The organism is Bordetella pseudohinzii (assembly GCF_000657795.2).
Classification (GTDB): Bacteria; Pseudomonadota; Gammaproteobacteria; order Burkholderiales; family Burkholderiaceae_B; genus Bordetella; species Bordetella pseudohinzii.
In genome coordinates this window covers 16,112-39,485 of the sequence record NZ_JHEP02000006.1, presented here as the reverse complement: position 1 = coordinate 39,485, position 23,374 = coordinate 16,112, and the positions used below count along the sequence as shown (strand labels likewise).

Sequence of the window (23,374 nt, the reverse complement as noted above, 5' to 3'; positions counted from 1 at the left end):
CGGGGTCAGTTCAGGCTGGCGCCCGAGATCTTGACGATCTCCTGGTATTTGTCTTTCTCGGCCTTGACGAAGGCGGCGAACTGGTCGGCGCTCATCGGCTCCTGTTCGGAACCCATGGTCAGCAGGCGCTGGCGCACGTCCGGCAGGCGCAGCGCATCGCCATAGGCCTTGTTGAGCTTGGCGACCACCGCGGCCGGCGTGCCGCCCGGGGCGAACACGCCGAACCAGGTGCCCAGGTCAAAGCCCTTGACGCCCGATTCCTCGACGGTGGGGACATCTGGCAGCAGCGAGGAGCGCTTGGCCGTCGTGACCGCCAGCGCCTTGACCTTGCCGTCCTTGATGAGCGGGGCCGAGGCGGCCAGGTTGTCGAACATGAAATCCGATTGGCCCGACAGCAGCGCCAGCTGGGCCGGCGCGGCGCCCTGGTAGGGGATGTGCTCGGCGGCGATGCCGGCCCGGGCCTTGAGCAGTTCGCCGGACAGATGGCCAGCGCTGCCATTGCCGCCCGAGCCATAGTTCAGGCGGCCGGGATTCTTCTTGGCGTAGTCGATCAGGTCCGCCACGCTGTTGATCTTGTTCTTCTGCGCGAATTCCAGGTTCATGACCAGCACATTGGGCACCGAGGCCACGATGGTGATGGGCGCGAAGTCCTTGATGGGATCGTAGGGCAGGTTGGCGAACAGGAAGGGGTTGATGGCATGCGTGGCCACCGCGCCCATGACCAGGGTGTAGCCGTCGGGCGCGGCCTTGGCGACCAGGTCGGCGCCGATATTGCCGCCCGCGCCGGCCTTGTTCTCGACCACCACGGGCTGGCCCAGCGCATCGCGCACCTTCTCGGCCAGCAGGCGGGCCATGGTGTCCAGCGGGCCGCCGGGCGGATAGGGCACGATGAAACGCAGCGGCTTGCTCGGAAATTCGGTCTGGGCGGCGGCGGGCGCGGCCATCAGGGAAAGACCGGCCGCCAGGGCCAGGGCGCCGCCGACCAGCGCGCGGCGCGTGGCGGACACGAGAGAACGAGTCATGGAAAGTCTCCGGACAGGGGGTGTTATGTGTGCGTATGTTTCAGCGTGGCCCGTAGCATAACGCAGCCCCCCCTGTCGCGGCAGCCGCGGCCATGCCCGGCCGCGTGCCGCTTCAATGCAGAATCTGGCTGAGAAAAAGCTTGGTGCGCTCGTTCTGCGGCTTGTCGAAGAACTCGTCGGGCGTGTTCTCTTCGATGATCTCGCCGCGGTCCATGAAGATGACGCGATTGGCCACCTTGCGCGCGAAGCCCATTTCGTGGGTCACGCAGAGCATGGTCATGCCGCTTTCCTGCGCCAGGCTGACCATCACGTCCAGCACTTCCTTGACCATCTCGGGGTCCAGCGCCGAGGTCGGCTCGTCAAAGAGCATGATCTTGGGGCTCATGCACAGCGAACGCGCGATGGCCACGCGCTGCTGCTGGCCGCCGGAGAGCTGGCCCGGGAATTTATGGGCCTGGTCCGGGATGCGCACGCGCTCCAGGTATTTCATGGCGGTGGCCTCGGCCTCGGCGCGCGATTTCTTCAAGACCCAGACCGGCCCCAGCGTCAGGTTCTCCAGCACGGTCAGGTGCGGGAAGAGGTTGAAATGCTGGAACACCATGCCGACATCCTTGCGGATGGTTTCGATGTGCTTGAGGTCGTTGGTCAGCTCGGTGCCGTCGACCACGATCTTGCCCTGCTGGTGCTCTTCGAGCCGGTTGATGCAGCGGATCATGGTCGATTTGCCCGATCCCGAAGGGCCGCAGATCACGATGCGCTCGCCAGGCTCCACGTCCAGGTTGATATTGCGCAGGACGTGGAACTGGCCGTACCACTTATTGACGTCCTGCAGGCGGATGATGGCATTGGACATGCCTGTACTCCTGAAAAAGAGACCGGCCGCCGCGAGGTCGGCCGGCGCGTTTCTATCGTTGATGACCGGTCGCCAGGCGGCGCTCCAGCCGCTGGCTGTACTTGGACATCGAATAGCAGAAGACGAAGTAGATGAGCGCGATGAAGATATAGGCTTCCACGCCGAAGCCGCGCCAGGCCGCATCCGACAGCGCCGCCTTGGCCGCCAGCGTCAGGTCGAAGATGCCGATGATCACGACCAGCGAGGTGTCCTTGAACAGCGCGATGAAAATGCTGACCAGCGGCGGGATGACGATCTTCAGCGCCTGCGGCAGGATGATCTTGCGCATCTTCTGCCAATACGACAGGCCCAGCGAGTCCGCGCCCTCATACTGCCCCTTGGGGATGGCCTGCAGCCCGCCGCGCACCGTCTCGGCGATATAGGCCGCCGCGAACATGATGATGGCGATCTGCGCGCGCAGCAGTTTGTCTATCGTGAAGCCTTCGGGCAGGAACAGCGGCAGCATCACCGAGGACATGAACAGCAGGCTGATGAGCGGCACGCCGCGGATCAGCTCGATGTAGACCACGCACAGCGCCTTGATGGCCGGCATGCGCGAGCGGCGTCCCAGGGCCAGCAGCACGCCGATCGGGAAGGCGAAGGCGATGCCGAAGGTCGACAGGATGAGCGTCAGCGGCAGACCGCCCCAACGGCTGTTCTCGACATAGGTCAGCCCGAAGATGCCGCCCCACATCAGGATGGCCACCAGGGTCAGGCCCACGACCCAGATCAGCGCCAGGACGGGCTTCCAGAAGCGGCGCATGCCGCTCATGATGATGACCGCGATCAGGATGAAGGTCGCGATCAGCGGACGCCATTGTTCGTCGTAGGGATAGGTGCCGAAGAGGATGAGCCGGTGCTTCTCGGCGATGAAGGCCCAGCAGGCGCCGCCCGAGGCGCGGCACTCCTGGGCCGAGGTGGCCGTGAAGTTGGCGCGGATGAAGGCCCATTCCACCAGCGCCGGCACGGTCATGATGACCAGCCAGGCCAGCAGGATGGTCGCCAGGATGGACAGCGGCGAGGAGAACAGGCGCGTCTTGAGCCAGGGCCAGGCGCCGACGTGGCTGGACGGCGGCGGCAGGTCGGCGCGCGGGGTTTGCGTAGTGCCGCTCATATCAACGCTCCACCAGCGCGATGCGCTTGTTGTACCAGTTCATGAAGATCGAGATCGACAGGCTGACGGTCAGGTAGGCGCCCATGATGATCAGGATGCCCTCGATCGCCTGCCCGGTCTGGTTCAGCGTGGTGTTGACCACCGACACGATGTCCGGATAGCCGATCGCCACGGCCAGAGAACTGTTCTTGGTGAGGTTGAGGTACTGGCTGGTCATCGGCGGGATGATCACGCGCAGCGCCTGCGGCAGCACGACCAGGCGCAGCACCAGCGAACGCCGCAGGCCCAGCGCGCCGGCCGCCTCCCACTGGCCGCTGTTGACGGCCTGGATGCCCGAACGCACGACTTCGGCGACAAAGGCCGAGGTGTAGATCACCAGCCCCGCCAGCAGGGCCGCGAACTCCGGGGTCAGCGTCAGGCCGCCCTGGAAATTGAAGCCCTTGAGTTCCGGCAAGGACAAGGACAGCTGCATGCCGCTGACCAGCCAGCCCGCCAGGGGGCAGACGATGAGCAGGCCGATGGCCGCGCGGCCCAGCGGGAAGACCTGTCCGGTCGCATGCTGGCGCTTCTTGGCCCAATGCCCCAGCGCCAGCGTGGCGATGATGGCCACCGCCAGCCCGGCCAATATCCAATCCAGCGAAGCGCCCACGGCCTCGGGCACCTTGATGCCGCGGTTGGAAATGAAAACGCCAGGCAGGGGATGGTGCGCCTGGCGGGGTCCGGGCATGTTCTCGGTGATGAGCGCATACCAGAAGAAGAGTTGCAGCAGCAGCGGCACGTTGCGCATGACCTCGACGTACATCGAGGTCAGCCGGGCGACCAGCCAGTTCTTGGATAGCCGGCCGATGCCGATCAGCGTGCCCAGGAGGGTGGCCAGCACGATGCCGATGACCGCCACGCGCAGGGTGTTCAGCAGGCCCACCAGGATGGCGCGGCCGTAAGTGTCTGCGGGGGTGTAGGAGATGGGGGTTTCCCCGATCGCGAAACCGGCTTCCCTGCCGAGGAATCCAAAGCCGGTGGAGATGTTGCGCACCGCCAGGTTGTGCAAGGTGTTGGACACCAGGAACCAGGCGGCCAGTGCCACGAGGACCAGCGCGACGACCTGGTAGACCACGGCGCGCACGCCGGGATCATTCCAGTTGAGACGACGTCGCGGAGCCTGGGCCGGGGCGTTTTTCTGGGTTGTCGCCATAGATGCTTCTGCCAATAACGGATTCAAGGCGGCAGGAGGCCGCCCAATGCTACCCGCTCCGCACGGGCTCGGCCGGGCCTTGCGCGCCCGGCCGGTCTGCCTGTGCTTAGCGCACCGGCCAGCCGTACATCAGGCCGCCCTGCTTGTAGGAAGCATTCAGGCCGCGCTCCAGCTTCATGGGACCGCCCTTGCCCAGGGTGGCTTCAAAGCTTTCGCCGTAGTTGCCCACCTGCTTGATGATGTTATACGCCCACTTGTCATCCACGCCCAGGTTCTTGCCCATGCCCGGGGTCACGCCCAGGATGCGCTGGATGTTGGGATTGGCGCTCTTGGCCTGCTCGTCGACGTTCTTGGAGGTGATGCCGTACTCTTCGGCTTCCAGCATGGCGTTGAGCGACCAGCGCACCACGTTGAACCACTGCTCGTCGCCCTGGCGCACCATGGGGCCCAGCGGCTCCTTGGAGAAGTCCTCGGGCAGGATGATGTACTTGTCCGGGTTCTCGAGCGTGGTGCGGGTGGACGCCAGCTGCGACTTGTCGGTCGTGAAGGCGTCGCAGCGGCCGGCCGAGAAGGCGCGCACGATTTCGTCGTACTTGTCGATCACGACGGGCTTGAATTCGATCTTGTTGCCGCGGAACCAATCGGCCAGGTTGAGCTCGGTGGTGGTGCCCGGCTGCACGCAGACGGTGGCGCCGCCCAGTTCCTTGGCGCTCTTGACGCCCAGGTCCTTGGAGACCATGACGCCCTGGCTGTCGTAGTAGTTCACGCCCACGCCGATCAGGCCCAGCGTGGTGTCGCGCGTCAGGGTGACGGTGGTGTTGCGGGTCAGGACATCGATTTCGCCGGACTGCAGGGCGGTGAAGCGCTGCTGCGTGTTCAGCGGGGTGACCTTGAACTTGCTGGCGTCGCCGAACATGGTCGCCGCGATGGCGCGGCACATATCGACGTCGATGCCTTTCCATTCGCCCTTGCTGTCGGCGATGGAGAAGCCAGGAATGCCGGTGGATACGCCGCACTGGACAAAGCCCTTCTTCTTGACGTTATCGAAGGTCGCGCCCGCATGGGCCGCCGAGCTTGCGGCGAACAAAGCGGCGCCCAGGGCGGCCAATTTCAGTGCTTTCATGGTGATCTCCGTGTAAGGATGACATCGAAGCGCCGGCCTGGTGGGCCAACGTGCTTGGGCGGATGGTAAAGGTTGGTTAAATTTGGGGACATGGGGGAAATCCCTTTCCGTCTTTTCCTCATTTCGGGGACGTATTTAGCCGCCCCCCGGGCCATGGGCCATCCCCCCTCCTTGCCGGAATGGTGCGTCCCTTCCTGGCGTCCGAAGAGAAGCCGGAGTTACTATTGCGGCTTCATCTGCCTGCTCGCCATGATCGAATTCCAGCACGTATTCAAATCCTATGGGCGCGGCCGGAACATTCTGGCCGATATCAACTTCCGCGTGGATGCGGGGGAATTCGTGTTTGTTTCCGGGCCTTCGGGCGCGGGCAAATCCACCTTGCTGAAACTGATCGCCGGCCTGGAGCCGCCGACCCGGGGCTCCATCCAGGTGCACGGGCAGCGCCTGGACAAACTCTCCGCCCGCGCCCGTCCCTATTTGCGGCGCGCGGTCAGCGTCATCCTGCAGGACACCCATCTGCTCTATGACCGCAGCGCGCTGGCCAATGTCATGCTGCCCCTGTCGGTGACGGGCCAGGCCTCGGATTCGGCCGCCGCCCGCGCGCGCGCCGCCCTCGATAAGGTGGGCCTGGCGGGCAAGGAAGACCTCAACCCCATCGAACTGTCCGGCGGCGAGCAGCAGCGCCTGGCCATCGCCCGGGCCATCGTCAACCGGCCGGCCATCCTGATCGCCGACGAACCCACCGCCAACCTGGACGATGACAACGCCCAGCGCATCATGAATGTGTTCCGCGATTTCAACCGGGTCGGTGTCACCACCCTGATTGCCTCCCACGACCAGCAGCTGATGTCGCGCTATACGCGGCGCACGCTGCGTATCGACCACGGCAAGTTCCTCGATACGCAAGGAGAGGCGGCATGAAGTCCTGGCTGCGGCAACACCGCTATGCGCTGGCCATCACCCTGAGGCGGCTGGCGGCCCAGCCCTTTTCCTCGCTGGCCAATCTGCTGGTCATGGCCCTGGTGCTGGCCCTGCCGCTCCTGGGCAGCGCCGTGCTGGTCTCCGTCCAGCCCCTGGCCCGGCAGATTTCCGTCACGCCGGAACTCACCCTCTATATCCAGCCGGCCGCGCCCGCCGGCACGGCCGCGGCCATCACCGAACGCATCGGGCGGGAATTCGGCGGCCAGATCGCGGCCGTGCGCCAGGTGCCGCGCGACCAGGCCCTGAAGGCCCTGCGCCAGAACCCCGCCTGGGAAGAAGCCCTGGCCGTGCTGCCCGGCAACCCCCTGCCGGACGCCGTGGTCGTCACCCTGGCCGGCGGCGAAGACCTGGCCCAGCGGGCCGGATCGCTGGCCGATGGCTGGAGCAAGTGGCAATACGTCGATCAGGTGCAGCTCGACAGCGCCTGGGTGCAGCGCCTGGAGGCCATTCTGCGCTTCGGCCGCCTGGGCCTGGGCTTTCTGGCGGTCTGCGTGGCCGTGGTGGTGCTGGCCACCGTGTTCAACACGGTGCGCATGCAGGCCCTGACCCAGCGCGAGGAGATCGCCGTGGCCCGCCTGGTCGGCGCCACCGAATCCTTCGTGCGCCGGCCCTTCCTGTACCAGGGCGCCCTGTCCGGCGCGCTGGCCGCGCTGCTGGCCATCGGCGCGGCGGCCGTGGCGCTGGTGCCGCTGAACCACGCCGTGCTGGGCCTGGCGCGCAGCTACGGCGCCGAATTCGCCCTGCATCTGCCCGAGCTGCCCGCCCTGGCCGTGGCGGTGCTGGCCGCCGGCATCCTGGGCGCGCTCTCGGCGCGCTGGTCAGTGACCCGCAGTACGCGCTTTTAAGTCCCTTAATCGCCCGAAAGAAAGCGCCCGCCCGGGACTACAGTCCCCGGACGGGCGCTTCTTTTTGCACGCCATTTGACCGGATGCAAGACAAACATCACGATTGTCCGGCAAAATGTTGCGAACGATAACAACAATTTGAAATTTTTCTCGGTTTTGCGGCTGCCCCCCGCTGAGTCTGCCCTATGCCTGCCCGCCTTGACGCCCGCGCTTCGCGCCACTACTTCGACATTACCTTTGACCGCCCCGCGGTCAAGGTCCTGCCGAACGAGTACTTCGTCACCAGCGGCGAAGACATCATGCTGTCCACCGTGCTGGGATCCTGTGTGGCCGCCTGCGTGCGCGACCCCGTGACCGGGGTGGGCGGCATGAACCATTTCATGCTGCCCGAAGGCGACGCCCAGTCGCCAGCCTCCTCGACCATGCGTTATGGCGCCTTCGCCATGGAAGTGCTGATCAACGAATTGCTCAAGGCCGGCGCGGCGCGCGAACGCCTGGAGGCCAAGGTCTTTGGCGGCGGCGCGGTCCTGAGCGCCATGCAGCAGATGAATATCGGCGAGCGCAACGGCCAGTTCGTGCTGCAGTATCTCAAGACGGAAGGCATCCCGGTGCGCGCCCAGGATCTGGGCGACGTCCATGCGCGCCGTATCCATTATTTCCCGCGGGACGGGCGCGTCCTGGTGCGCAAGATGGCCCCGCACCACGCCCGCGCCGAGGAAGTCATCGCCCGCCGCGAGCAGCTGGCCGCCCAGACGGCGCAGGACCACTCGCGCTCGGCGCCCCGCGTGGAGCGTTTCGACCCGCCCAAGATGAAGGTCGAGATGTTCAATATGCCGCGCCGCCGCCCGGCCGGCCTGCCCTCCTAGGCCCGGGCCGGCGGGCGGCGCCCGCTCAGGCCGCGCGCGCCCCGCCGATGGGCAGCACCGCGGCGCTGAACTCGCGCAGCAGCGCCTCGCGCTTGTCGGCCGCGCGCGCCATCGCGGCTTCCTTGACATGGCCATAGCCCCGGATCTCCTGGGGCAGGCTGGCCAGCGCCACGGCCTGCTCCAGATTGCCGCGGTTGAGCTTGCCGATGACGGCCGTCATGTGTTCGGCGTACTCGCGGATCAGCTCGCGTTCGGCGCGCCGTTCGGCCGTGCGGCCGAAGACGTCCAGGGCGGTGCCGCGCAAAAAGCGCAGCCGCGCCAGCAGCGAGAACACGCGCAGCATGCCGGGGCCATAGGCGCGCTTCTGCAAGTGGCCCTGGCTGTCGCGCTTGGCCATCAAGGGCGGCGCGAGGTAGAACCTGAGCTTCCAGTCGCCTTCGAACTGCGCCGCGACCTTCTTGAGGAATTCGCCGTCGCTGTAGAGCCGCGCGACCTCGTACTCATCCTTGTAGGCCATGAGCTTGAAGTAGTTGTGCGCCACCGCCTCGGCCAGGCGCGTGCCGCCCGTGGCCTGGCGTTCGGCCTGGGCCACCTTGTCGACCAGGTCGGTGTAGCGCTTGGCGTAGGCGGCGTTCTGGTAGGCGGTGAGGAAATCGCGCCGCACGGCCACCAGTTGCTCCAGCCCCGTGGCCGGACGCTTGAAATCCACCACCGATTGCTCCCCGCGGCGCACCTCGACGATTTCCGTCTCCTGGCTGGCCGGCGCCAGGCCGATCAGGGCCTGAACGGCCGCGAGGTCCTGGGCGGCGCGCCGGCCCCAGGCAAAGGCGGCCTGGTTATTGGGCACCTGCTGGCCGTTGAGCTCGATGGCGCGCAGCAGGGCCGCTTCGCCCAGCGGCAGCCAGCCTTTCTGGTAGGCATAGCCCATCATGAGCGGGTTGGCATAGATGGCGTCGCCCAGCAGGCCGACGGCCAGCGCCGCCGCGTCGATATGGGACACCGCCGCGCAGGCGCGGCCCAGGTCGCCCTGCAGGTCCGAGCCCGGCAGGGTCCAGTCGGGGTTGTGGACGAAAGCGGCGGTCGGCGCCACGTCGGTATTGACCAGGGCGCGCGTGCGGTCGGGGCGCATGCGCGCCACGGCCTCCTGGCTGGTGCCCACGACCAGGTCGCCGGCCAGCACCAGGTCGGCCTCGCCCATGGCGACGCGGGTATTCATCAGCTCGCCCGGCGTGGGCGCCAGCACCACATGGGAGTAGACCGCGCCGCCCTTCTGGGCCAGGCCGGCCATGTCCAGCACCGAGCAGCCCTTGCCTTCGAGATGGGCGGCCATGCCGATCAACTGCCCGATGGTGACGACCCCGGTGCCGCCCACGCCGGCGATGAAGACGCCATAGTGCCCGGCGATGTCGGGCGTGCCCGGCGCGGGCAGACCGGCGGCGATGTCGCCTTCCGGGGCCAGGGCGCGCGGCTTGCGCAGCTTGCCGCCTTCGACCGTCACGAAGCTGGGGCAGAAGCCCTTCAGGCAGGAGAAATCCTTGTTGCAGCTCGACTGGTTGATGGTGCGCTTGCGGCCGAACTCCGTTTCCAGCGGCTCGACCGACAGGCAATGCGACTTCTCGGAGCAATCGCCGCAGCCTTCGCAGACGCGCTCGTTGATGACCACGCGGCGCGCCGGATCCGGATAGGCGCCGCGCTTGCGGCGGCGGCGCTTCTCGGTGGCGCAGGTCTGGTCATAGACCAGGATGGAGACGCCGGGGTATTCGCGCAGTTCGCGCATGACGCTGTCGAGCGCATCGCGATGCTTGACCGGCACGCCCGGCGCCAGGCCGTCGACATGCTGGTATTTCTCGGGTTCGTCGGTGACGACGATGATCTTCTCGATGCCCTCGGCGGCCATCTGCCGCGTGATCATGGGCACGCTGATGGGGCCGTCGACGGGCTGGCCGCCGGTCATGGCGACCGCGTCGTTGAAGAGGATCTTGTAGGTGATGGGCGTCTTGGCCGCGACGGCCGCCCGGATGGCCAGCAGGCCCGAATGGAAATACGTGCCGTCGCCCAGGTTGGCGAAGACATGTTTTTCTTCGGTGAAGGGCGCCTGGCCCAGCCAGGGCACGCCCTCGCCGCCCATCTGCGTGAAGACCTGGGTATTGCGGCCCATCCAGGTGACCATATAGTGGCAGCCGATGCCGGCCAGCCCCCGCGAGCCCTCGGGCAGGCGGGTGGAGGTGTTATGCGGACAGCCCGAACAGAACCAGGGCTTGCGATCGACCACCAGGCGCGGCTTGGACAGGGCTTTTTCGCGCTCGGCGATGAAGGCCAGCCGCGCCTCGATGCCGGCGCGCACGTCCTCGGGCAGCGCCAGGCGCAGCAGGCGCGCGCCCACCGCCTTGGCCACCATGGCGGGCGAAAACTCGTAATGGGCCGGCAGCAGCCAATTGCCCTGCGGCACCGACCACTCGCCGCCGTCCTTGTCATCGAACTTGCCGACCACGCGCGGGATCTTCTTGCCCGTGCCGATCCAGGAAAACAGCTCTTCCTTGAGCTGGTATTCGATGACCTGGCGCTTTTCTTCGACCACCAGGATCTCGTCCAGGCCATCGGCGAACTGCTGCACGCCAGTGGCTTCCAGCGGCCACACCATGCCGACCTTGAACAAGCGCAGGCCGATGCGCTGGCAGACGGCTTCGGACAAGCCCAGGTCGGACAGGGCCTGGCGCGTATCGAGATAGGCCTTGCCGGAGGTGATGATGCCGAAACGCGCGCGGTCCTGCGGCACGCTCCAGAGTTCGCGGTTGAGCTTGTTGGCGCGCGCATAGGCCAGCGCCGCGTACAGCTTGTAGTCCAGCAGCCGCGCTTCCTGTTGCAGCGGCGTGTCGGGCAGGCGGATATTGAGGCCGTCGGGCGGCAGCGTGAAATCCTCGGGCAGCAGGATGCGCACGCGCTCGCTGTCGACGTCCACCGAGGCCGAGACCTCGACGATGTCGGTGATGGTCTTCAGGCCGACCCAGACGCCCGCATAGCGGCTCATGGCCCAGCCGTGCAGGCCGAAATCCAGGATCTCCTGGACGCTGGACGGAAACAGCACCGGGATCATGCAGGCCTTGAGGATGTGATCGCTCTGGTGCGGCAGCGTCGAGGACTTGGCCGGGTGGTCATCGCCGGCCACCACCAGCACGCCGCCATGGCGCGAGGTGCCCGCGGCATTGGCATGCTTGAAGACATCGCCGCAGCGGTCCACGCCCGGCCCCTTGCCGTACCACATGCCGAACACGCCGTCGTACTTGGCGCCGGGAAACAGATTGACCTGCTGCGAGCCCCAGACGGCGGTGGCCGCCAGGTCTTCGTTGATGCCCGGCTGGAACTCGATGTGATGTTCCTTCAGGTACTTGGCCGCCTTCCACATGTTCTGGTCCACCCCGCCCAGGGGGGAGCCCCGATAGCCCGATATGAAGCCGGCGGTATTGAGGCCCACGCGCGCGTCGCGCTCGCGCTGCATCATGGGCAGGCGCACCAGGGCGTGGATGCCGCTCATCCAGGCGCGGCCGGTTTCCAGGGTGTATTTGTCGTCCAGGTGCACGGACTGAAGCGCCGCGCGCTGCGCGGGCGTGAGAGGGGCATTCATGTCTACTCCGTTGGTGTGGATTTCCGACACGAGCGCTCGAAACAGCCCTTGTGGGGCACACGGATCGCTGCGTCGGCGCTTACGCCTGTTGTTTTCCCTCTTTTTACCTGTCCCCAACCGTCCCCGCAATAGGGCGATGCGATAATCCCCGCATGGAATTCGCCGCCCTCATCGCCGATTGGCAGGCCCGCCATGGCCGCCACCGCCTGCCTTGGCAGAACACCCGGGACCCCTACCGCATCTGGCTCTCGGAAATCATGCTGCAGCAGACCCAGGTCGCCACGGTCATCCCCTATTACGAGCGCTTCCTGGCGCGCTTTCCCGATGTGGGCGCGCTGGCGGCGGCCAGCCAGGAAGACGTCATGCCCTACTGGGCCGGCCTGGGCTACTACGCCCGCGCGCGCAACCTGCACCGCTGCGCCCAGGACATCATGGCCTGCTGGGATGGGCGCTTTCCGCCCGATGCCGAGCGCATCGCCACCCTGCCCGGCATCGGCCGCTCCACGGCGGCGGCCATCGCGGCCTTCGCCTACGGCGAGCGCTCGCCCATCCTGGACGGCAACGTCAAGCGCGTGTTCGCGCGCCACTTCGGCATCGAGGGCGATCCGTCCAAGCGCGACACCGAACAGAAACTCTGGCAGCTGGCCGACAGCCTGGTGGCGGCCGTGCCCGGCCTGGACATGACGGCCTACACCCAGGGCCTGATGGACCTGGGCGCCACGCTATGCACGCGCGGCAAGCCCGATTGCGGCCGCTGTCCGGTGGCGGACTCCTGTGTCGCGCGCCGCGAGGGGCGCCAGCAGGAGCTGCCCACGCCCAAGGCCCGCCGCGCCGTGCCCGAACGGCAGACGGCCATGCTGGTGCTGGAGCACGACGGCGCCATCCTCTTGCAGCAGCGGCCCTCGCCGGGCATCTGGGGCGGATTGTGGAGCCTGCCGGAATTCGACGCCGCGGGCGACGCCAGGCTGGCCTGCCAGGCGCTGGGCCTGGAGCCGCGGACGCATTATGCGCTGGCGGCCTTCGCGCACACCTTCACGCATTACCGCCTGCATGTGCGCCCCTGGTATGTGCCGGTGCGCGCCGCCGGCCTGCGCTCGGGCGGCCAGCCCGAACGCTGGGTGCCGGCCGCCGAACTGGGCGCGGTCGCGCTGCCCGCCCCCATCCGCAAACTGCTGCTCGGCCTGGCCGAGGCCGGCCTGCCCGGCGCGCTGGCGCTGAGCGCCTGAAGGCGGCCGTTCAGGCCTGAGCCGGTTCGCGCAACAGCATCACAAGCTTGAGTTCCGGGTGGGTGGCCAGGCGGAAGGTCACCTGCTGAAAACGCAGCAGGCCGCGCGCCGGGTGGTTGAAATCGCGCAGGCCGCCTTCGCGCTCGACCACCGCATGGCGGGTCCACCAATGCGCGAACACCGGACTTGAACGCACCAGCGCGTCGATCAGGCCGCGCACATCGGGCTCGTCCAGATGGGCGCCGGCATCGGCGCGGAACTCCGCCACCACGCGCCGGGCGCGCTGCTCCCAGTCCACCACCAGCGAGCGGGCGGCCGGATCCAGAAAGATATAGCGCAGCAGATTGGGCTGCGGATCGCGCTCGGGCCAATGATCAAACAGCTCGCGCATGGCGCGGTTGCTGGCCAGCACCTGCCAGGCCCGGTCCAGCACATAGGCCGGCGCGGAGACGGCGTCCACGCAGGCCTGCAACAGCAGGCCCGCCGCCCCGGCGGGTTCGTCGCGCGGATGCTGGGGGTCGGCGCATTCGGCCAGCTCGAACAGATAGGCCCGTTCGGCGCGCGCCAGCTGCAGCACATTGGCGATGCGCGACCAGACCGCCGGCGAGACCGATACCTCGCGGCCCTGTTCGATCCAGGTGTACCAGGTGACGCTGATATCCGACAGCTGGGCCACTTCTTCGCGGCGCAGGCCCGGCGTGCGGCGGCGCGAGCCGGCCGGCAGCCCGGCCATCTGCGGGGTGATGCGCGAGCGCGCATTGCGCACGAATTCGCCCAGGGTCTGGCGGCGCAGGGTGGAGCCCGGGGTGGCACTATTCATACCAGGATAGTCTATGGTCTTGTACGGGTACTGTGGATTGCCTATCTTAGCCGCCATCCCCTATCCGCGCACAAAGGAACCCCCATGACCGCACCCAGCCACGACGCCGCCGTCCAACGCCAGTTCAGCCCCCAGGCCTCGGCCTATCTGAGCAGCGCGGTGCACGCCCAGGGCGAAGACCTGAAACAGATGGCCGGCATCGCGGCCGCCCACCCCGGCGCGCGCGTGCTGGACCTGGGCTGCGGCGGCGGCCATGTGAGCTTCAATGTGGCGCCGCTGACGGCCGAGGTGGTGGCCTACGACCTGTCGCAATCCATGCTGGACGTGGTGGCCGCCGAGGCCGCCAAGCGCGGCCTGGACAATCTGCGCACCTGTCGCGGCAAGGCCGAGCAGCTGCCGTTCGGCGACGGCGAGTTCGACCTGGTGATGAGCCGCTATTCCACCCACCACTGGGAAGACCCCGGCCTGGGCTTGCGCGAAGCGCGCCGGGTGCTCAAGCCGGGCGGCGTGGCCGTCTTCGCCGACGTGGTCTCGCCCGGCCAGGCCCTGCTCGACACCTGGATACAGACCATCGAGGTGCTGCGCGACACCTCGCATGTGCGCGACTATTCGCAGGCCGAATGGCTGGCCATGCTGGCCGACGCCGGCTTCGTGCTGCAAACCATGACCCTGCGCCGCCTGCCGCTGGAGTTTTCGTCCTGGGTGGCGCGCATGCGCACGCCCGACGCCCTGGTGCGCGCGCTGCGCGAGATGGCCGCGATCGCGCCGCGGCCGGTCAAGGCGCACTTCGAGATCCAGGACGACGGGTCCTTCACCAGCGACAACGCCGTCATCGTGGTCGTCAAGCCTTGAGAGGCCGGCGCCCTCAGCCGCCCAGGTTGGGCGCCAGGGTTCGCCGCACGTCCTCTTCGGTCCGGCCGCTGCGGGCCACGTAATCGGCCAGCTGGTCCTCGCCGATGGGGCCCACATTGAAGTACTGCGACTCGGGGTGGCTGAAGTAAAAGCCCGAGACGCTGGAGGCGGGGAACATCGCGTAGCTGTCGGTCAGCTCCATGCCGATGTCCTCGGCTTCCAGCACGCGGAACATATCGGTCTTGACGACGTGTTCCGGGCAGGCGGGATAGCCGGGCGCCGGGCGGATGCCGACATACTTCTCGGCGATGAGCGCCTCGTTGTCGAGCTGCTCGTCGGCCGCATAGCCCCACAGATCGCGCCGCACGCGCGCGTGCAGGCATTCGGCGAAGGCCTCGGCCAGCCGGTCGGCCAGCGACTTGAGCATGATGCTGGAGTAATCGTCCAGCGCCGCCTGGAACTCGGCTTCTTTCTTCTCGATGCCCAGGCCGGCGGTGACCGCGAACAGCCCGATATAGTCCAGCTTGCCGCTGTCCTTGGGCGCGATATAGTCGGCCAGGCTCTTGTTGCTCACGCCTTCACGCTTGACGCCCTGCTGGCGCAGGTTGCGGTAGGTGAACAGAACCTCGCTGCGGGTCTCGTCGCGGTAGACCTCGATATCCTCGTCATTGATCCGGTTGGCCGGGTAGAAGCCGATCACGCCGTTGGCGGTCAGCCAGCGGCCTTCGATGATGCGCTTGAGCATGGCCTGCCCGTCGGCGTAGACCTTGCGCGCCTGCTCGCCCACGACCTTGTCGTCCAGGATGGCCGGGAAGGCCCCGAAAAGACTCCAGGTAATGAAGAAGGGGCCCCAATCGATGTAGCGCGCGATCTCGGCCAGGTCGTAGCTCTTGAAGGCGCGCCGGCCGATGAACTTGGGGCGCGGCGGCGTGTAATGGGCCCAATCGATCTGCGGGCGCGCGGCGCGCGCCTCGGCCAGCGGCATGAGCGGCGTGGCCTTGCGGTTGGCATGGCGGCGGCGGACGTCTTCGTACTCCTGCGCCAGCTCGTCCAGATAGGCTTGCGCCTGGTCGGACATCAGGTTGGTGGCCACGCCCACCGAGCGGCTGGCATCGGGCACATAGATCACCGGCCCTTCGTAGTTGGGCGCGATCTTCACGGCCGTGTGCACGCGGCTGGTGGTGGCCCCGCCTATCATCAGCGGCGTCTTGCGCTCGCGGAAATAAGGGTCCCGCTGCATTTCGGAGGCCACATAGGCCATTTCTTCGAGGCTGGGCGTGATCAGGCCGGACAGGCCGATGATGTCGGCGTTTTCTTCCTTGGCCTTGTCCAGGATCTGCGCGCACGGGACCATGACGCCCATGTTGACGACTTCAAAGTTGTTGCACTGCAAGACCACCGAGACGATGTTCTTGCCGATGTCGTGCACATCGCCCTTGACGGTGGCGATGACGATCTTGCCCTTGGCGCGCACATCGCCGCCGGAGGCCGCGATCTGGCGTTTTTCTTCTTCGATGAAGGGGATGAGATGGGCCACGGCCTGCTTCATCACGCGCGCCGACTTGACCACCTGCGGCAGGAACATCTTGCCCGCGCCGAACAGGTCGCCCACGACATTCATGCCGTCCATCAGCGGGCCTTCGATCACTTCGATGGGACGCCCGCCGCGCGCGGCGATCTTCTGGCGGACCTCTTCGGTGTCCTCCACGATGAAGGCCGTGATGCCATGCACCAGCGCATGGGCCAGCCGCTCCTCGACCGGCTTGGCGCGCCAGGCCAGGTCTTCTTCTTTCTTGGCGCCCGAACCGCGGATGGTGTCGGCGAACTGCACCAGGCGCTCGGTGGGCGTGCGCTCGTCATCGGCCGCTTGCTTGCCCAGGGGCTCGGCGCGGTCCAGGATGACGTCCTCGACCAGATCGCGCAGGACGGGATCCAGGTCGGCGTAGACGCCCAGCTGGCCCGCGTTGACGATGCCCATGGTCAGGCCTTCGCGGATGGCGTAATACAGGAAGACCGTGTGGATGGCCTCCCGCATCGGCTCATTGCCGCGGAAGGAGAAGCTCACGTTGGAGATGCCGCCCGAGATCCGCGCATGCGGCAGGTTCTGGCGTATCCAGCGCGTGCCCTCGATGAAGTCGACGGCATAGTGGTTGTGCTCGTCGATGCCCGTGGCCACGGCGAACACATTGGGATCGAAGATGATGTCCTCGGGCGGGAAGCCTTCTTCCTCGACCAGGATGCGGTAGGCGCGACCGCAGATCTCGCGGCGCCGCTCCAGCGTGTCGGCCTGCCCCTGCTCGTCGAAAGCCATGACGACCACGGCCGCGCCGTACAGCCGGCACAGGCGCGCGTGTTCGCGGAAAGGCGCCTCGCCCTCCTTCATGGAAATGGAATTGACCACCGCCTTGCCCTGCACGCACTTCAGGCCCGTCTCGATCACCTCCCACTTGGAGCTGTCGATCATGATGGGCACCCGGGCGATGTCGGGCTCGGAGGCGATCAGGTTCAGGAAGCGGTGCATGCAGGCCGCCGAATCCAGCATGGCCTCGTCCATGTTGATATCGATGATCTGCGCGCCGTTCTCGACCTGCTGGCGCGCCACGGCCAGGGCCTCGTCGTATTGCTCTTCGCGGATCAGGCGGGCGAACATCTTCGAGCCGGTGACGTTGGTGCGCTCGCCGACGTTGATGAAGAGGGTGTCTTCGTCGATGTTGAGCGGCTCCAGGCCCGACAAGCGGGTCTTGACCGGCACCTCGGGCACCACGCGCGGCGTCAGGCGCTCGATCTTGTCCGCGATGGCGCGGATGTGATCCGGCGTCGTGCCGCAGCAGCCGCCGGCCATGTTGACCAGCCCCGAGGCGGCGAACTCCTCCAGCAGGGCCGAGGTGTCGGCCGGCGTCTCGTCGAAACCGGTCTCGGCCATGGGATTGGGCAGGCCCGCATTGGGGTAGACGCAGACATAGGTGTCGCAGATCTTGGACAACTCGGCCACATAGGGGCGCATCAGGGCCGCGCCCAGCGCACAGTTCAGGCCGATGGTGACCGGGCGCGCATGGCGCACGGAGTTCCAGAAGGCCTCCACGGTCTGCCCCGACAGGATGCGGCCCGAGGCGTCGGTCACGGTGCCGGAGATCATCACCGGCAGGCGCACGCCGCGCTCGGCGAAGACCTGCTCGACCGCGAAGATGGCCGCCTTGGCATTGAGCGTGTCGAAAATGGTCTCGATCAGCACGATGTCGATGTCGCCGTCGAGCAGGCCGTTCAATTGTTCGACATAGGCCAGGCGCAATTGGTCGAATGTCACGTTGCGCGCGCCCGGGTCGTTGACGTCGGGCGAGATCGAGGCCGTCTTGGGCTGGGGGCCCAGCGCGCCGGCCACGAAGCGCGGCCGCTCGGGCGTGCTGTAGGCGTCACAGGCCTGGCGCGCCAGCCGGGCCGAGGCCAGGTTCAGCTCATAGGCCAGCTCGGGCAGGTCATAGTCGCCCTGGGCGATGGAGGTCGCCCCGAAGGTATTGGTCTCGATGACGTCGGCGCCCGCCTCCAGGTACTGGCGGTGGATCTCGGAGATCACCTCGGGCCGCACCAGGGACAGCAGCTCGTTGTCGCCCTTCAGGTCCTTGTGGTGCTCGGCAAAGCGCTCGCCGCGGAAATCCGCCTCGCTCAGCTTGTAGCGCTGGATCATGGTGCCCATGGCGCCATCCAGTATCAGGATGCGCTCGCCCAGGAGACGAACGAAATCGGCGCCGCGCGTGTAGGCGGACAGCGGATAAGGCATGCGGGGATAAGACACAACGAGGTCCCAGTGTGGCGAAAAAGGCAAAAAACGCCCGAAATGAACACTAGATGGTAACAAAATGGGCTTGACTCGGGCGGGACGGTGATACAGTTCCGACCCCGAACCGGTACTTTCGGCGCCCCAGGGCGCGCGCAAGATTTAAACGGGAAACAGGAAGGCCATGCCGCCGCAAGGCGGCCGCCCAGCCTGTGCTGCCCCCGCAACGGTCCCCACGGCGTTCTCGCCGTGGCAGCCCGACACCGGCCGGTTCGCTAGCCGGGCATGCCCCCTCTCCGGGGCGGCCCTTATCCCGAGAACGACGTGCGGGGTCGCGCGTCAACCGAGAGCCTGTCAATGAAAACCCGCTCCCTCCGGCGCTACGCCGGTGTCCTCGCCATGGCCGCCCCGGCGGCCGCCGGCGCCCAACAAGCCGCCACGCCCGTGCTCGCACCCGTCGTGGTCACCGGCAGCCTTACCCAGCAAGACCAGAAAGACGCCCTCGGCGACATCAGCGTGATCGACCGCGCCGCCATCGAGCGCGCCGGCCAGAGCAGCGTGGCCGAGCTGCTGCAGCGCCAGCCGGGCGTGGAAATCAACCACACCGGCGGCCCGCAGACGGCCACCAGCGTCTTTCTGCGCGGCGCCAACGCCAACCAGACGCTGCTGCTGGTCGACGGCCGCCGCATGAACACCGCCACCCTGGGCGCCGGCGACTTCCAGGGCATGCCCCTGGACAACATCGAGCGCATCGAGATCCTGCGCGGCACGGCCAGCAGCCTCTATGGCGCCGACGCCATCGGCGGCGTGATCAACATCATCACGCGCAAGGGCGGCGGCGACCGCCCCCTGAGCGTACACGGCAATGCGGGCTATGGCACGCACGACACCAGCCGCGTGAGCGTGGGCCTGGACGGCGCCGCCAACGGCTGGCGCTACGCGCTGGATGCCGGCTATGGCCGCAGCCGCGGCTATAACGCCACGGCCAAGACCGTGGGCGGCGCGCCCAACTGGGGCTACAACGCCGACCGCGACGGCTACGAGCAGGACAATGTGTCGGGCTCGCTGGGCTACACCTGGAAGCCCGGCCAGGAAATCGCCTTCGACTTCTATCACAGCAAGCTCAACGGCCAGTTCGACGCCGGCGGCGGCATGCCGCCCATGAACGAATACGACGACCGCCTACGCCAGATCATCAACCTCTACACGCTCAGCAGCACCAACCAGCTGACCGACTGGTGGCGCAGCACCCTGCGTCTGAGCCAGAGCAACGACACCCAGCGCAACCTGGTGGCGCCCGGCACCTATGGCTACCCGGAAGACGGCCGGACGCGCTTTCGCACCCGCCAGGAGCAATACACCTGGCAAAACGACTTCCAGGTGGCCGCCGACCAGACCGTGACGGTGGGCTACGAATTCCTCAAGCAGCGCGTCGATGGCGATCTCTACGACGCCTCGGCCCCCTGGCCCGCGCCGCCTTCCATCGCCGGCTACGGCGTGGACTCGCGCATCACCAATTCCTTCTTCGGCGAATACCGCGCCCGCTTCGAGCGCCACCACCTGCAGTTCAATGTGCGCAGCGACCACAACACGCTGTACGGCGGCAAGGTCACCGGCGGCGCCGAATACGGCTTCGATATCACCCCGAACCTGCGCGCCGGCATCGGCGCGAGCACGGGCTTCCGGGCGCCGACCTTCAATGACCTGTATTGGCGCAACGATGGCGGCACGGTGGGCAACCCCGACCTGAAGCCGGAGAGCTCGCGCAATATCGAACTCTCGCTGAATTACGCCGACGACACCACGGCCGCCGGCATCGTGGCCTACCGCAATCGCGTCAAGGACATGATCGTCTGGGCCGACCGCAATGACGGCTCCTTCCTCTGGTCGCCCATGAACATCGGCCGCGCCGAGCTGCGCGGCGTCACCCTGACCGGCAGCCAGCGCTTCGGTCAGACCACGCTGCGGGCCAGCGCCGACTTCCAGGACCCGCACGACCGCGACAGCGGCAACGTCCTGCCCCAGCGCGCGCGCCAGATCTACCGCGCCAGCGCCGAGCAGCGCTTCGGCCCGGCCAGCGCCGGCATCGAGTATCTCTGGTCCGGCTCGCGCTACAACGACGCGGCCAACAAACAGGAGCTCGGCGGCTACGGCCTGGTCAACCTCACCGCCTCCTATGACGTGAGCAAGAACCTGACGGCCCAGCTGCGCTGGAACAATGTGTTCAACAAGGACTACACCTTGGCGCGCGGCTACAACACGCCGGGTTCGACGGTGTTCATGAACCTGGCCTGGCGCATGTAGACCGGCACGGGTAGGATGGGCGGCGCGATCTTCATCTTGCAGGCATGAACGTGCTGCGTATCCTCCTTTTCGCCTGGGCGCTGGCCGGACCGCCGGCCGGCGCCCAGCCCATCGCGCTGACCGACGACGCCGGACGCGCCCTCTCCCTGCCGGGCCCGGCCCGGCGGGCCATCGCCCTCACTCCCCACGCCACCGAGCTGGCCTACGCGGCCGGCGCCGGCGCCTACCTGGCCGGCGCCGCGCGCGGCAGCAACTACCCCCCCGCCGCCCGCGCGCTGCCCAGCGTGGGCGACGCCTTCCAGCCCGACCTCGAACGCCTGCTGGGCCTGGCGCCCGACCTGCTGATCGCCTGGCAGCCCTCGGCCACCGGCACGCTGGCCGGCCTGCCGGCCAAATGGGGGATCCCGATCTACTACAGCGATCCGCGCAAGCTGGACGACATCCCCGCCGCCATCGAACAATTCGGCCGGCTGTTCGGCACCGAAGCCATCGCCCAGGCCGAGGCGCGGCGGCTGCGCGACCGCCTGCGGGAACTGCGCCGCCGCTACGCCCACGGCACGCCCGTGCGCGTCTTCGTCCAGGCGGGCGTGCAACCCCTCTACACCATCAACGACAACAGCATCATCGGCGACGCCCTGCGCCTGTGCGGCGCGGTCAACGTCTTCGGCGCCTCCCGGCTGCTGGCCGCCCAGGTCAGCGTCGAGGGCGTGCTGGCCGCCGCCCCCGACGCCGTGGTGGCCGGGGTCAGTTCGGCGCGCGAGGCCGAAACCCTGCAACGCGATTGGCGCGCCACCGGCCTGCCCGCCGCCCGCGCCGGCCACGTCTATGCCGTGGACGCCGACACCCTCTACCGTCCGGGCCCCCGCCTGATCGAGAGCGCGGCCGCCCTGTGCGAGCAGATCGACCGCGCCCGACGGCATTAGGCGCGGCCGGCTAGGCGCGGCCGGCTAGGCGCGGCCGGCTTAGGCGCGGCCAGGCAAAGACCCGGCCGCCGCCAGGGTCGGGCCGGCCGGCCGGTGCTTTATCATTGGGGCATCGCTTGTTTTGCGGCCGGCCCCCGCCCGCCGCCCCCTCCCGCATCGCCATGAACTCACCAGACCTTCTCAGCATCGCCGGCAAAAGCTACTCGTCCCGCCTCCTGGTCGGCACCGGCAAGTACAAAGACTTCGAGGAAACCCGCGCCGCGCTGGATGCCAGCGGCGCGCAGATCGTCACGGTCGCCATCCGCCGCACCAATATCGGCCAGAACCCCGGCGAGCCCAGCCTGCTGGACTACGTGCCGCCGTCGCGCTTCACGCTGCTGCCCAATACCGCCGGCTGCTACACGGCCGAAGACGCCGTGCGCACCCTGCGCCTGGCGCGCGAACTGCTCGACGGCCATGACCTGGTCAAGCTGGAAGTCCTGGGCGACCCCACCAACCTGTTCCCCAACATGCCCGAGACGCTGAAGGCCGCCAAGACCCTGGTCGACGAAGGCTTCAAGGTCATGGTGTACTGCACCGACGACCCCATCCAGTGCCGCATGCTGGAGGATCTGGGCGTGTCGGCCATCATGCCGCTGGCCTCGCTGATCGGCTCGGGCATGGGCATCCTCAACCCCTGGAACCTGCGCCTGATCATCGACCAGACCAAGCTGCCGGTCATCGTCGATGCCGGCGTGGGCACGGCCTCCGACGCCGCCATCGCCATGGAAATGGGCTGCGACGCCGTCCTCATGAATACCGCCATCGCCGGCGCCAAGGATCCGGTGCTGATGGCCAGCGCCATGCGGAAGGGCGTGCAGGCCGGCCGCGAGGCCTTCCTGGCCGGCCGCGTGCCGCGCAAGCTGTACAGCGGCGCGCCCTCCTCGCCGACCGAAGGCATGATCGCGCCCGCCAAATGAGCCCGACCTCCGCATCGGCCCAGGCGCGCCGCATCCCCAATGCCCTGACCATCGCCGGCGTGGACCCCTCGGGCGGCGCCGGCATCCTGGCCGACGTCAAGGCCATGAGCGCGCTGGGCGCCTATGGCTGCGCCGTCATCGCCGCGCTCACCGCCCAGAACACCCAGGGCGTGACGGGCATCCTGCCGGTCGACCCGGCTTTCGTCGGCCAGCAGATCGACACGCTGTTCGCCGATGTCCGCATCGATGCGGCCAAGATCGGCATGGTCGGCCAGGAGCCGGTCATCCGCGTCGTGGCCGAAAAACTGGCGCGCTGGACGCCGGCCCACGTCGTGCTCGATCCGGTCATGGTGGCCAAAAGCGGCGACCTGCTGCTTGAACGCGGCGCCGTCGGCGCCATGCGCGAGTCGCTGCTGCCGCAGGCCACGCTGCTCACCCCCAATTTGCCCGAAGCCGGCGTGCTGCTCGAAGAACGCCCGGTCGAGACCATCAAGGAAATGCGCCGCGTGGCCGAAAAGCTGCGCAACAAGCTGGCCCATTCCGGCCAGCGCTGGGTGCTCTTGAAGGGCGGCCACCTGCCCGGCAGCGAAACCGTGGACCTGCTGCACGACGGCGACCGCATGCTGGAGCTGCCAGGCCGGCGCATCGACACGGCCAACACCCACGGCACCGGCTGCACGCTGTCGGCCGCGCTGGCGGCCCTGTTGCCGCAAACCGGGGACGTACCGGAGGCGGCCCGCCGCGCCAAGGCCTACCTCACCGAGGCCATCCGCCAGGCCGACCGCCTGTCGGTGGGATCTGGCCACGGCCCGGTGCACCACTTCCACGCTTGGTGGTAATCCCGCAGGCCGCCCCGCCGCG

At 67.7% G+C, this 23,374-nt stretch carries 17 protein-coding genes; 9 read left to right on the top strand and 8 right to left on the bottom strand.

Translation table 11 applies throughout. The features are described from left to right. Positions 1-5: 5 nt before the first annotated feature. The 5 genes from L540_RS09440 to L540_RS09420 form a co-directional block, all read right to left on the bottom strand. On the bottom strand, positions 6-1,022 hold the full coding sequence (locus tag L540_RS09440; protein ID WP_043210003.1) for a Bug family tripartite tricarboxylate transporter substrate binding protein: 1,017 nt from the start codon (positions 1,020-1,022) through the stop codon (positions 6-8). Positions 1,023-1,134: 112 nt separating this feature from the next. Beyond that, a complete protein-coding gene (locus L540_RS09435) occupies positions 1,135-1,875 on the bottom strand; it encodes an amino acid ABC transporter ATP-binding protein (protein WP_043210004.1) in 741 nt (246 codons plus the stop codon). 52 nt (positions 1,876-1,927) lie between these two features. Then, entirely contained in the window at positions 1,928-3,028 is a 1,101-nt protein-coding gene (locus L540_RS09430) for an amino acid ABC transporter permease (protein WP_043210007.1), read from the bottom strand. 1 nt (position 3,029) lies between these two features. Next, positions 3,030-4,220: an amino acid ABC transporter permease gene (locus tag L540_RS09425; protein WP_043210008.1), complete on the bottom strand. Its 1,191-nt coding sequence runs from the start codon at positions 4,218-4,220 to the stop codon at positions 3,030-3,032. A gap of 106 nt (positions 4,221-4,326) precedes the next feature. Then, entirely contained in the window at positions 4,327-5,343 is a 1,017-nt protein-coding gene (locus tag L540_RS09420; protein WP_043210010.1) for an amino acid ABC transporter substrate-binding protein, read from the bottom strand. A 249-nt stretch (positions 5,344-5,592) separates the two neighbouring features. On the opposite strand from L540_RS09420, the gene L540_RS09415 reads away from it, so the two are divergent. From L540_RS09415 to cheD, 3 genes are all read left to right on the top strand, one after another. Continuing rightward, complete coding sequence (locus L540_RS09415; RefSeq protein WP_043210012.1) at positions 5,593-6,264, top strand: cell division ATP-binding protein FtsE; 672 nt, start codon at positions 5,593-5,595, stop codon at positions 6,262-6,264. Continuing rightward, positions 6,261-7,169 (top strand): cell division protein FtsX, encoded by a 909-nt coding sequence (locus L540_RS09410; protein WP_043210013.1) that lies wholly within the window; start codon positions 6,261-6,263, stop codon positions 7,167-7,169. The genes L540_RS09415 and L540_RS09410 overlap by 4 nt, the downstream gene beginning before the upstream one ends. A gap of 185 nt (positions 7,170-7,354) precedes the next feature. Next, positions 7,355-8,035 carry a chemoreceptor glutamine deamidase CheD gene (gene cheD / locus L540_RS09405; RefSeq protein WP_043210015.1) on the top strand — a complete coding sequence of 227 codons (681 nt, stop codon included), beginning with the start codon at positions 7,355-7,357 and terminating at the stop codon, positions 8,033-8,035. Between the two features lie 25 nt (positions 8,036-8,060). On the opposite strand, the gene L540_RS09400 is transcribed toward cheD, so the two are convergent. After that, positions 8,061-11,657: an indolepyruvate ferredoxin oxidoreductase family protein gene (locus L540_RS09400; RefSeq protein ID WP_043210017.1), complete on the bottom strand. Its 3,597-nt coding sequence runs from the start codon at positions 11,655-11,657 to the stop codon at positions 8,061-8,063. A gap of 152 nt (positions 11,658-11,809) precedes the next feature. On the opposite strand from L540_RS09400, the gene mutY reads away from it, so the two are divergent. Next, a complete protein-coding gene (gene mutY / locus L540_RS09395) occupies positions 11,810-12,883 on the top strand; it encodes an A/G-specific adenine glycosylase (RefSeq protein ID WP_043210018.1) in 1,074 nt (357 codons plus the stop codon). Positions 12,884-12,893: 10 nt separating this feature from the next. On the opposite strand, the gene L540_RS09390 is transcribed toward mutY, so the two are convergent. Beyond that, entirely contained in the window at positions 12,894-13,703 is an 810-nt protein-coding gene (locus tag L540_RS09390) for a helix-turn-helix transcriptional regulator (RefSeq protein WP_043210021.1), read from the bottom strand. A gap of 84 nt (positions 13,704-13,787) precedes the next feature. Between L540_RS09390 and L540_RS09385 the strand changes: the two genes are divergently transcribed. After that, positions 13,788-14,555 (top strand): class I SAM-dependent methyltransferase, encoded by a 768-nt coding sequence (locus L540_RS09385; RefSeq protein ID WP_043210022.1) that lies wholly within the window; start codon positions 13,788-13,790, stop codon positions 14,553-14,555. 13 nt (positions 14,556-14,568) lie between these two features. Here L540_RS09385 and metH read toward each other — a convergent pair whose 3' ends face one another. Continuing rightward, positions 14,569-18,345 carry a methionine synthase gene (gene metH, locus L540_RS09380; RefSeq protein ID WP_043210024.1) on the bottom strand — a complete coding sequence of 1,259 codons (3,777 nt, stop codon included), beginning with the start codon at positions 18,343-18,345 and terminating at the stop codon, positions 14,569-14,571. A gap of 339 nt (positions 18,346-18,684) precedes the next feature. Between metH and L540_RS09375 the strand changes: the two genes are divergently transcribed. The 4 genes from L540_RS09375 (at position 18,685) to thiD (ending at position 23,352) form a co-directional block, all read left to right on the top strand. Next, on the top strand, positions 18,685-20,631 hold the full coding sequence (locus tag L540_RS09375; protein WP_043210026.1) for a TonB-dependent receptor domain-containing protein: 1,947 nt from the start codon (positions 18,685-18,687) through the stop codon (positions 20,629-20,631). Between the two features lie 44 nt (positions 20,632-20,675). Next, on the top strand, positions 20,676-21,554 hold the full coding sequence (locus L540_RS09370) for an ABC transporter substrate-binding protein (protein ID WP_043210027.1): 879 nt from the start codon (positions 20,676-20,678) through the stop codon (positions 21,552-21,554). A gap of 161 nt (positions 21,555-21,715) precedes the next feature. Then, a complete protein-coding gene (locus tag L540_RS09365; RefSeq protein WP_043210028.1) occupies positions 21,716-22,513 on the top strand; it encodes a thiazole synthase in 798 nt (265 codons plus the stop codon). Then, positions 22,510-23,352, top strand: a complete 843-nt coding sequence (thiD, locus tag L540_RS09360) for a bifunctional hydroxymethylpyrimidine kinase/phosphomethylpyrimidine kinase (RefSeq protein WP_043210029.1) — start codon at positions 22,510-22,512, stop codon at positions 23,350-23,352. The genes L540_RS09365 and thiD overlap by 4 nt, the downstream gene beginning before the upstream one ends. Positions 23,353-23,374: the final 22 nt, after the last annotated feature.

Coding starts and splice junctions, on each gene's coding strand:
- L540_RS09440 (WP_043210003.1), bottom strand. CDS start 1,022: ATGACTCGTTCTCTCGTGTCCGCCACGCGCCGCGCGCTGGTCGGCGGC.
- L540_RS09435 (WP_043210004.1), bottom strand. CDS start 1,875: ATGTCCAATGCCATCATCCGCCTGCAGGACGTCAATAAGTGGTACGGC.
- L540_RS09430 (WP_043210007.1), bottom strand. CDS start 3,028: ATGAGCGGCACTACGCAAACCCCGCGCGCCGACCTGCCGCCGCCGTCC.
- L540_RS09425 (WP_043210008.1), bottom strand. CDS start 4,220: ATGGCGACAACCCAGAAAAACGCCCCGGCCCAGGCTCCGCGACGTCGT.
- L540_RS09420 (WP_043210010.1), bottom strand. CDS start 5,343: ATGAAAGCACTGAAATTGGCCGCCCTGGGCGCCGCTTTGTTCGCCGCA.
- L540_RS09415 (WP_043210012.1), top strand. CDS start 5,593: ATGATCGAATTCCAGCACGTATTCAAATCCTATGGGCGCGGCCGGAAC.
- L540_RS09410 (WP_043210013.1), top strand. CDS start 6,261: ATGAAGTCCTGGCTGCGGCAACACCGCTATGCGCTGGCCATCACCCTG.
- cheD (WP_043210015.1), top strand. CDS start 7,355: ATGCCTGCCCGCCTTGACGCCCGCGCTTCGCGCCACTACTTCGACATT.
- L540_RS09400 (WP_043210017.1), bottom strand. CDS start 11,657: ATGAATGCCCCTCTCACGCCCGCGCAGCGCGCGGCGCTTCAGTCCGTG.
- mutY (WP_043210018.1), top strand. CDS start 11,810: ATGGAATTCGCCGCCCTCATCGCCGATTGGCAGGCCCGCCATGGCCGC.
- L540_RS09390 (WP_043210021.1), bottom strand. CDS start 13,703: ATGAATAGTGCCACCCCGGGCTCCACCCTGCGCCGCCAGACCCTGGGC.
- L540_RS09385 (WP_043210022.1), top strand. CDS start 13,788: ATGACCGCACCCAGCCACGACGCCGCCGTCCAACGCCAGTTCAGCCCC.
- L540_RS09375 (WP_043210026.1), top strand. CDS start 18,685: ATGAAAACCCGCTCCCTCCGGCGCTACGCCGGTGTCCTCGCCATGGCC.
- L540_RS09370 (WP_043210027.1), top strand. CDS start 20,676: ATGAACGTGCTGCGTATCCTCCTTTTCGCCTGGGCGCTGGCCGGACCG.
- L540_RS09365 (WP_043210028.1), top strand. CDS start 21,716: ATGAACTCACCAGACCTTCTCAGCATCGCCGGCAAAAGCTACTCGTCC.
- thiD (WP_043210029.1), top strand. CDS start 22,510: ATGAGCCCGACCTCCGCATCGGCCCAGGCGCGCCGCATCCCCAATGCC.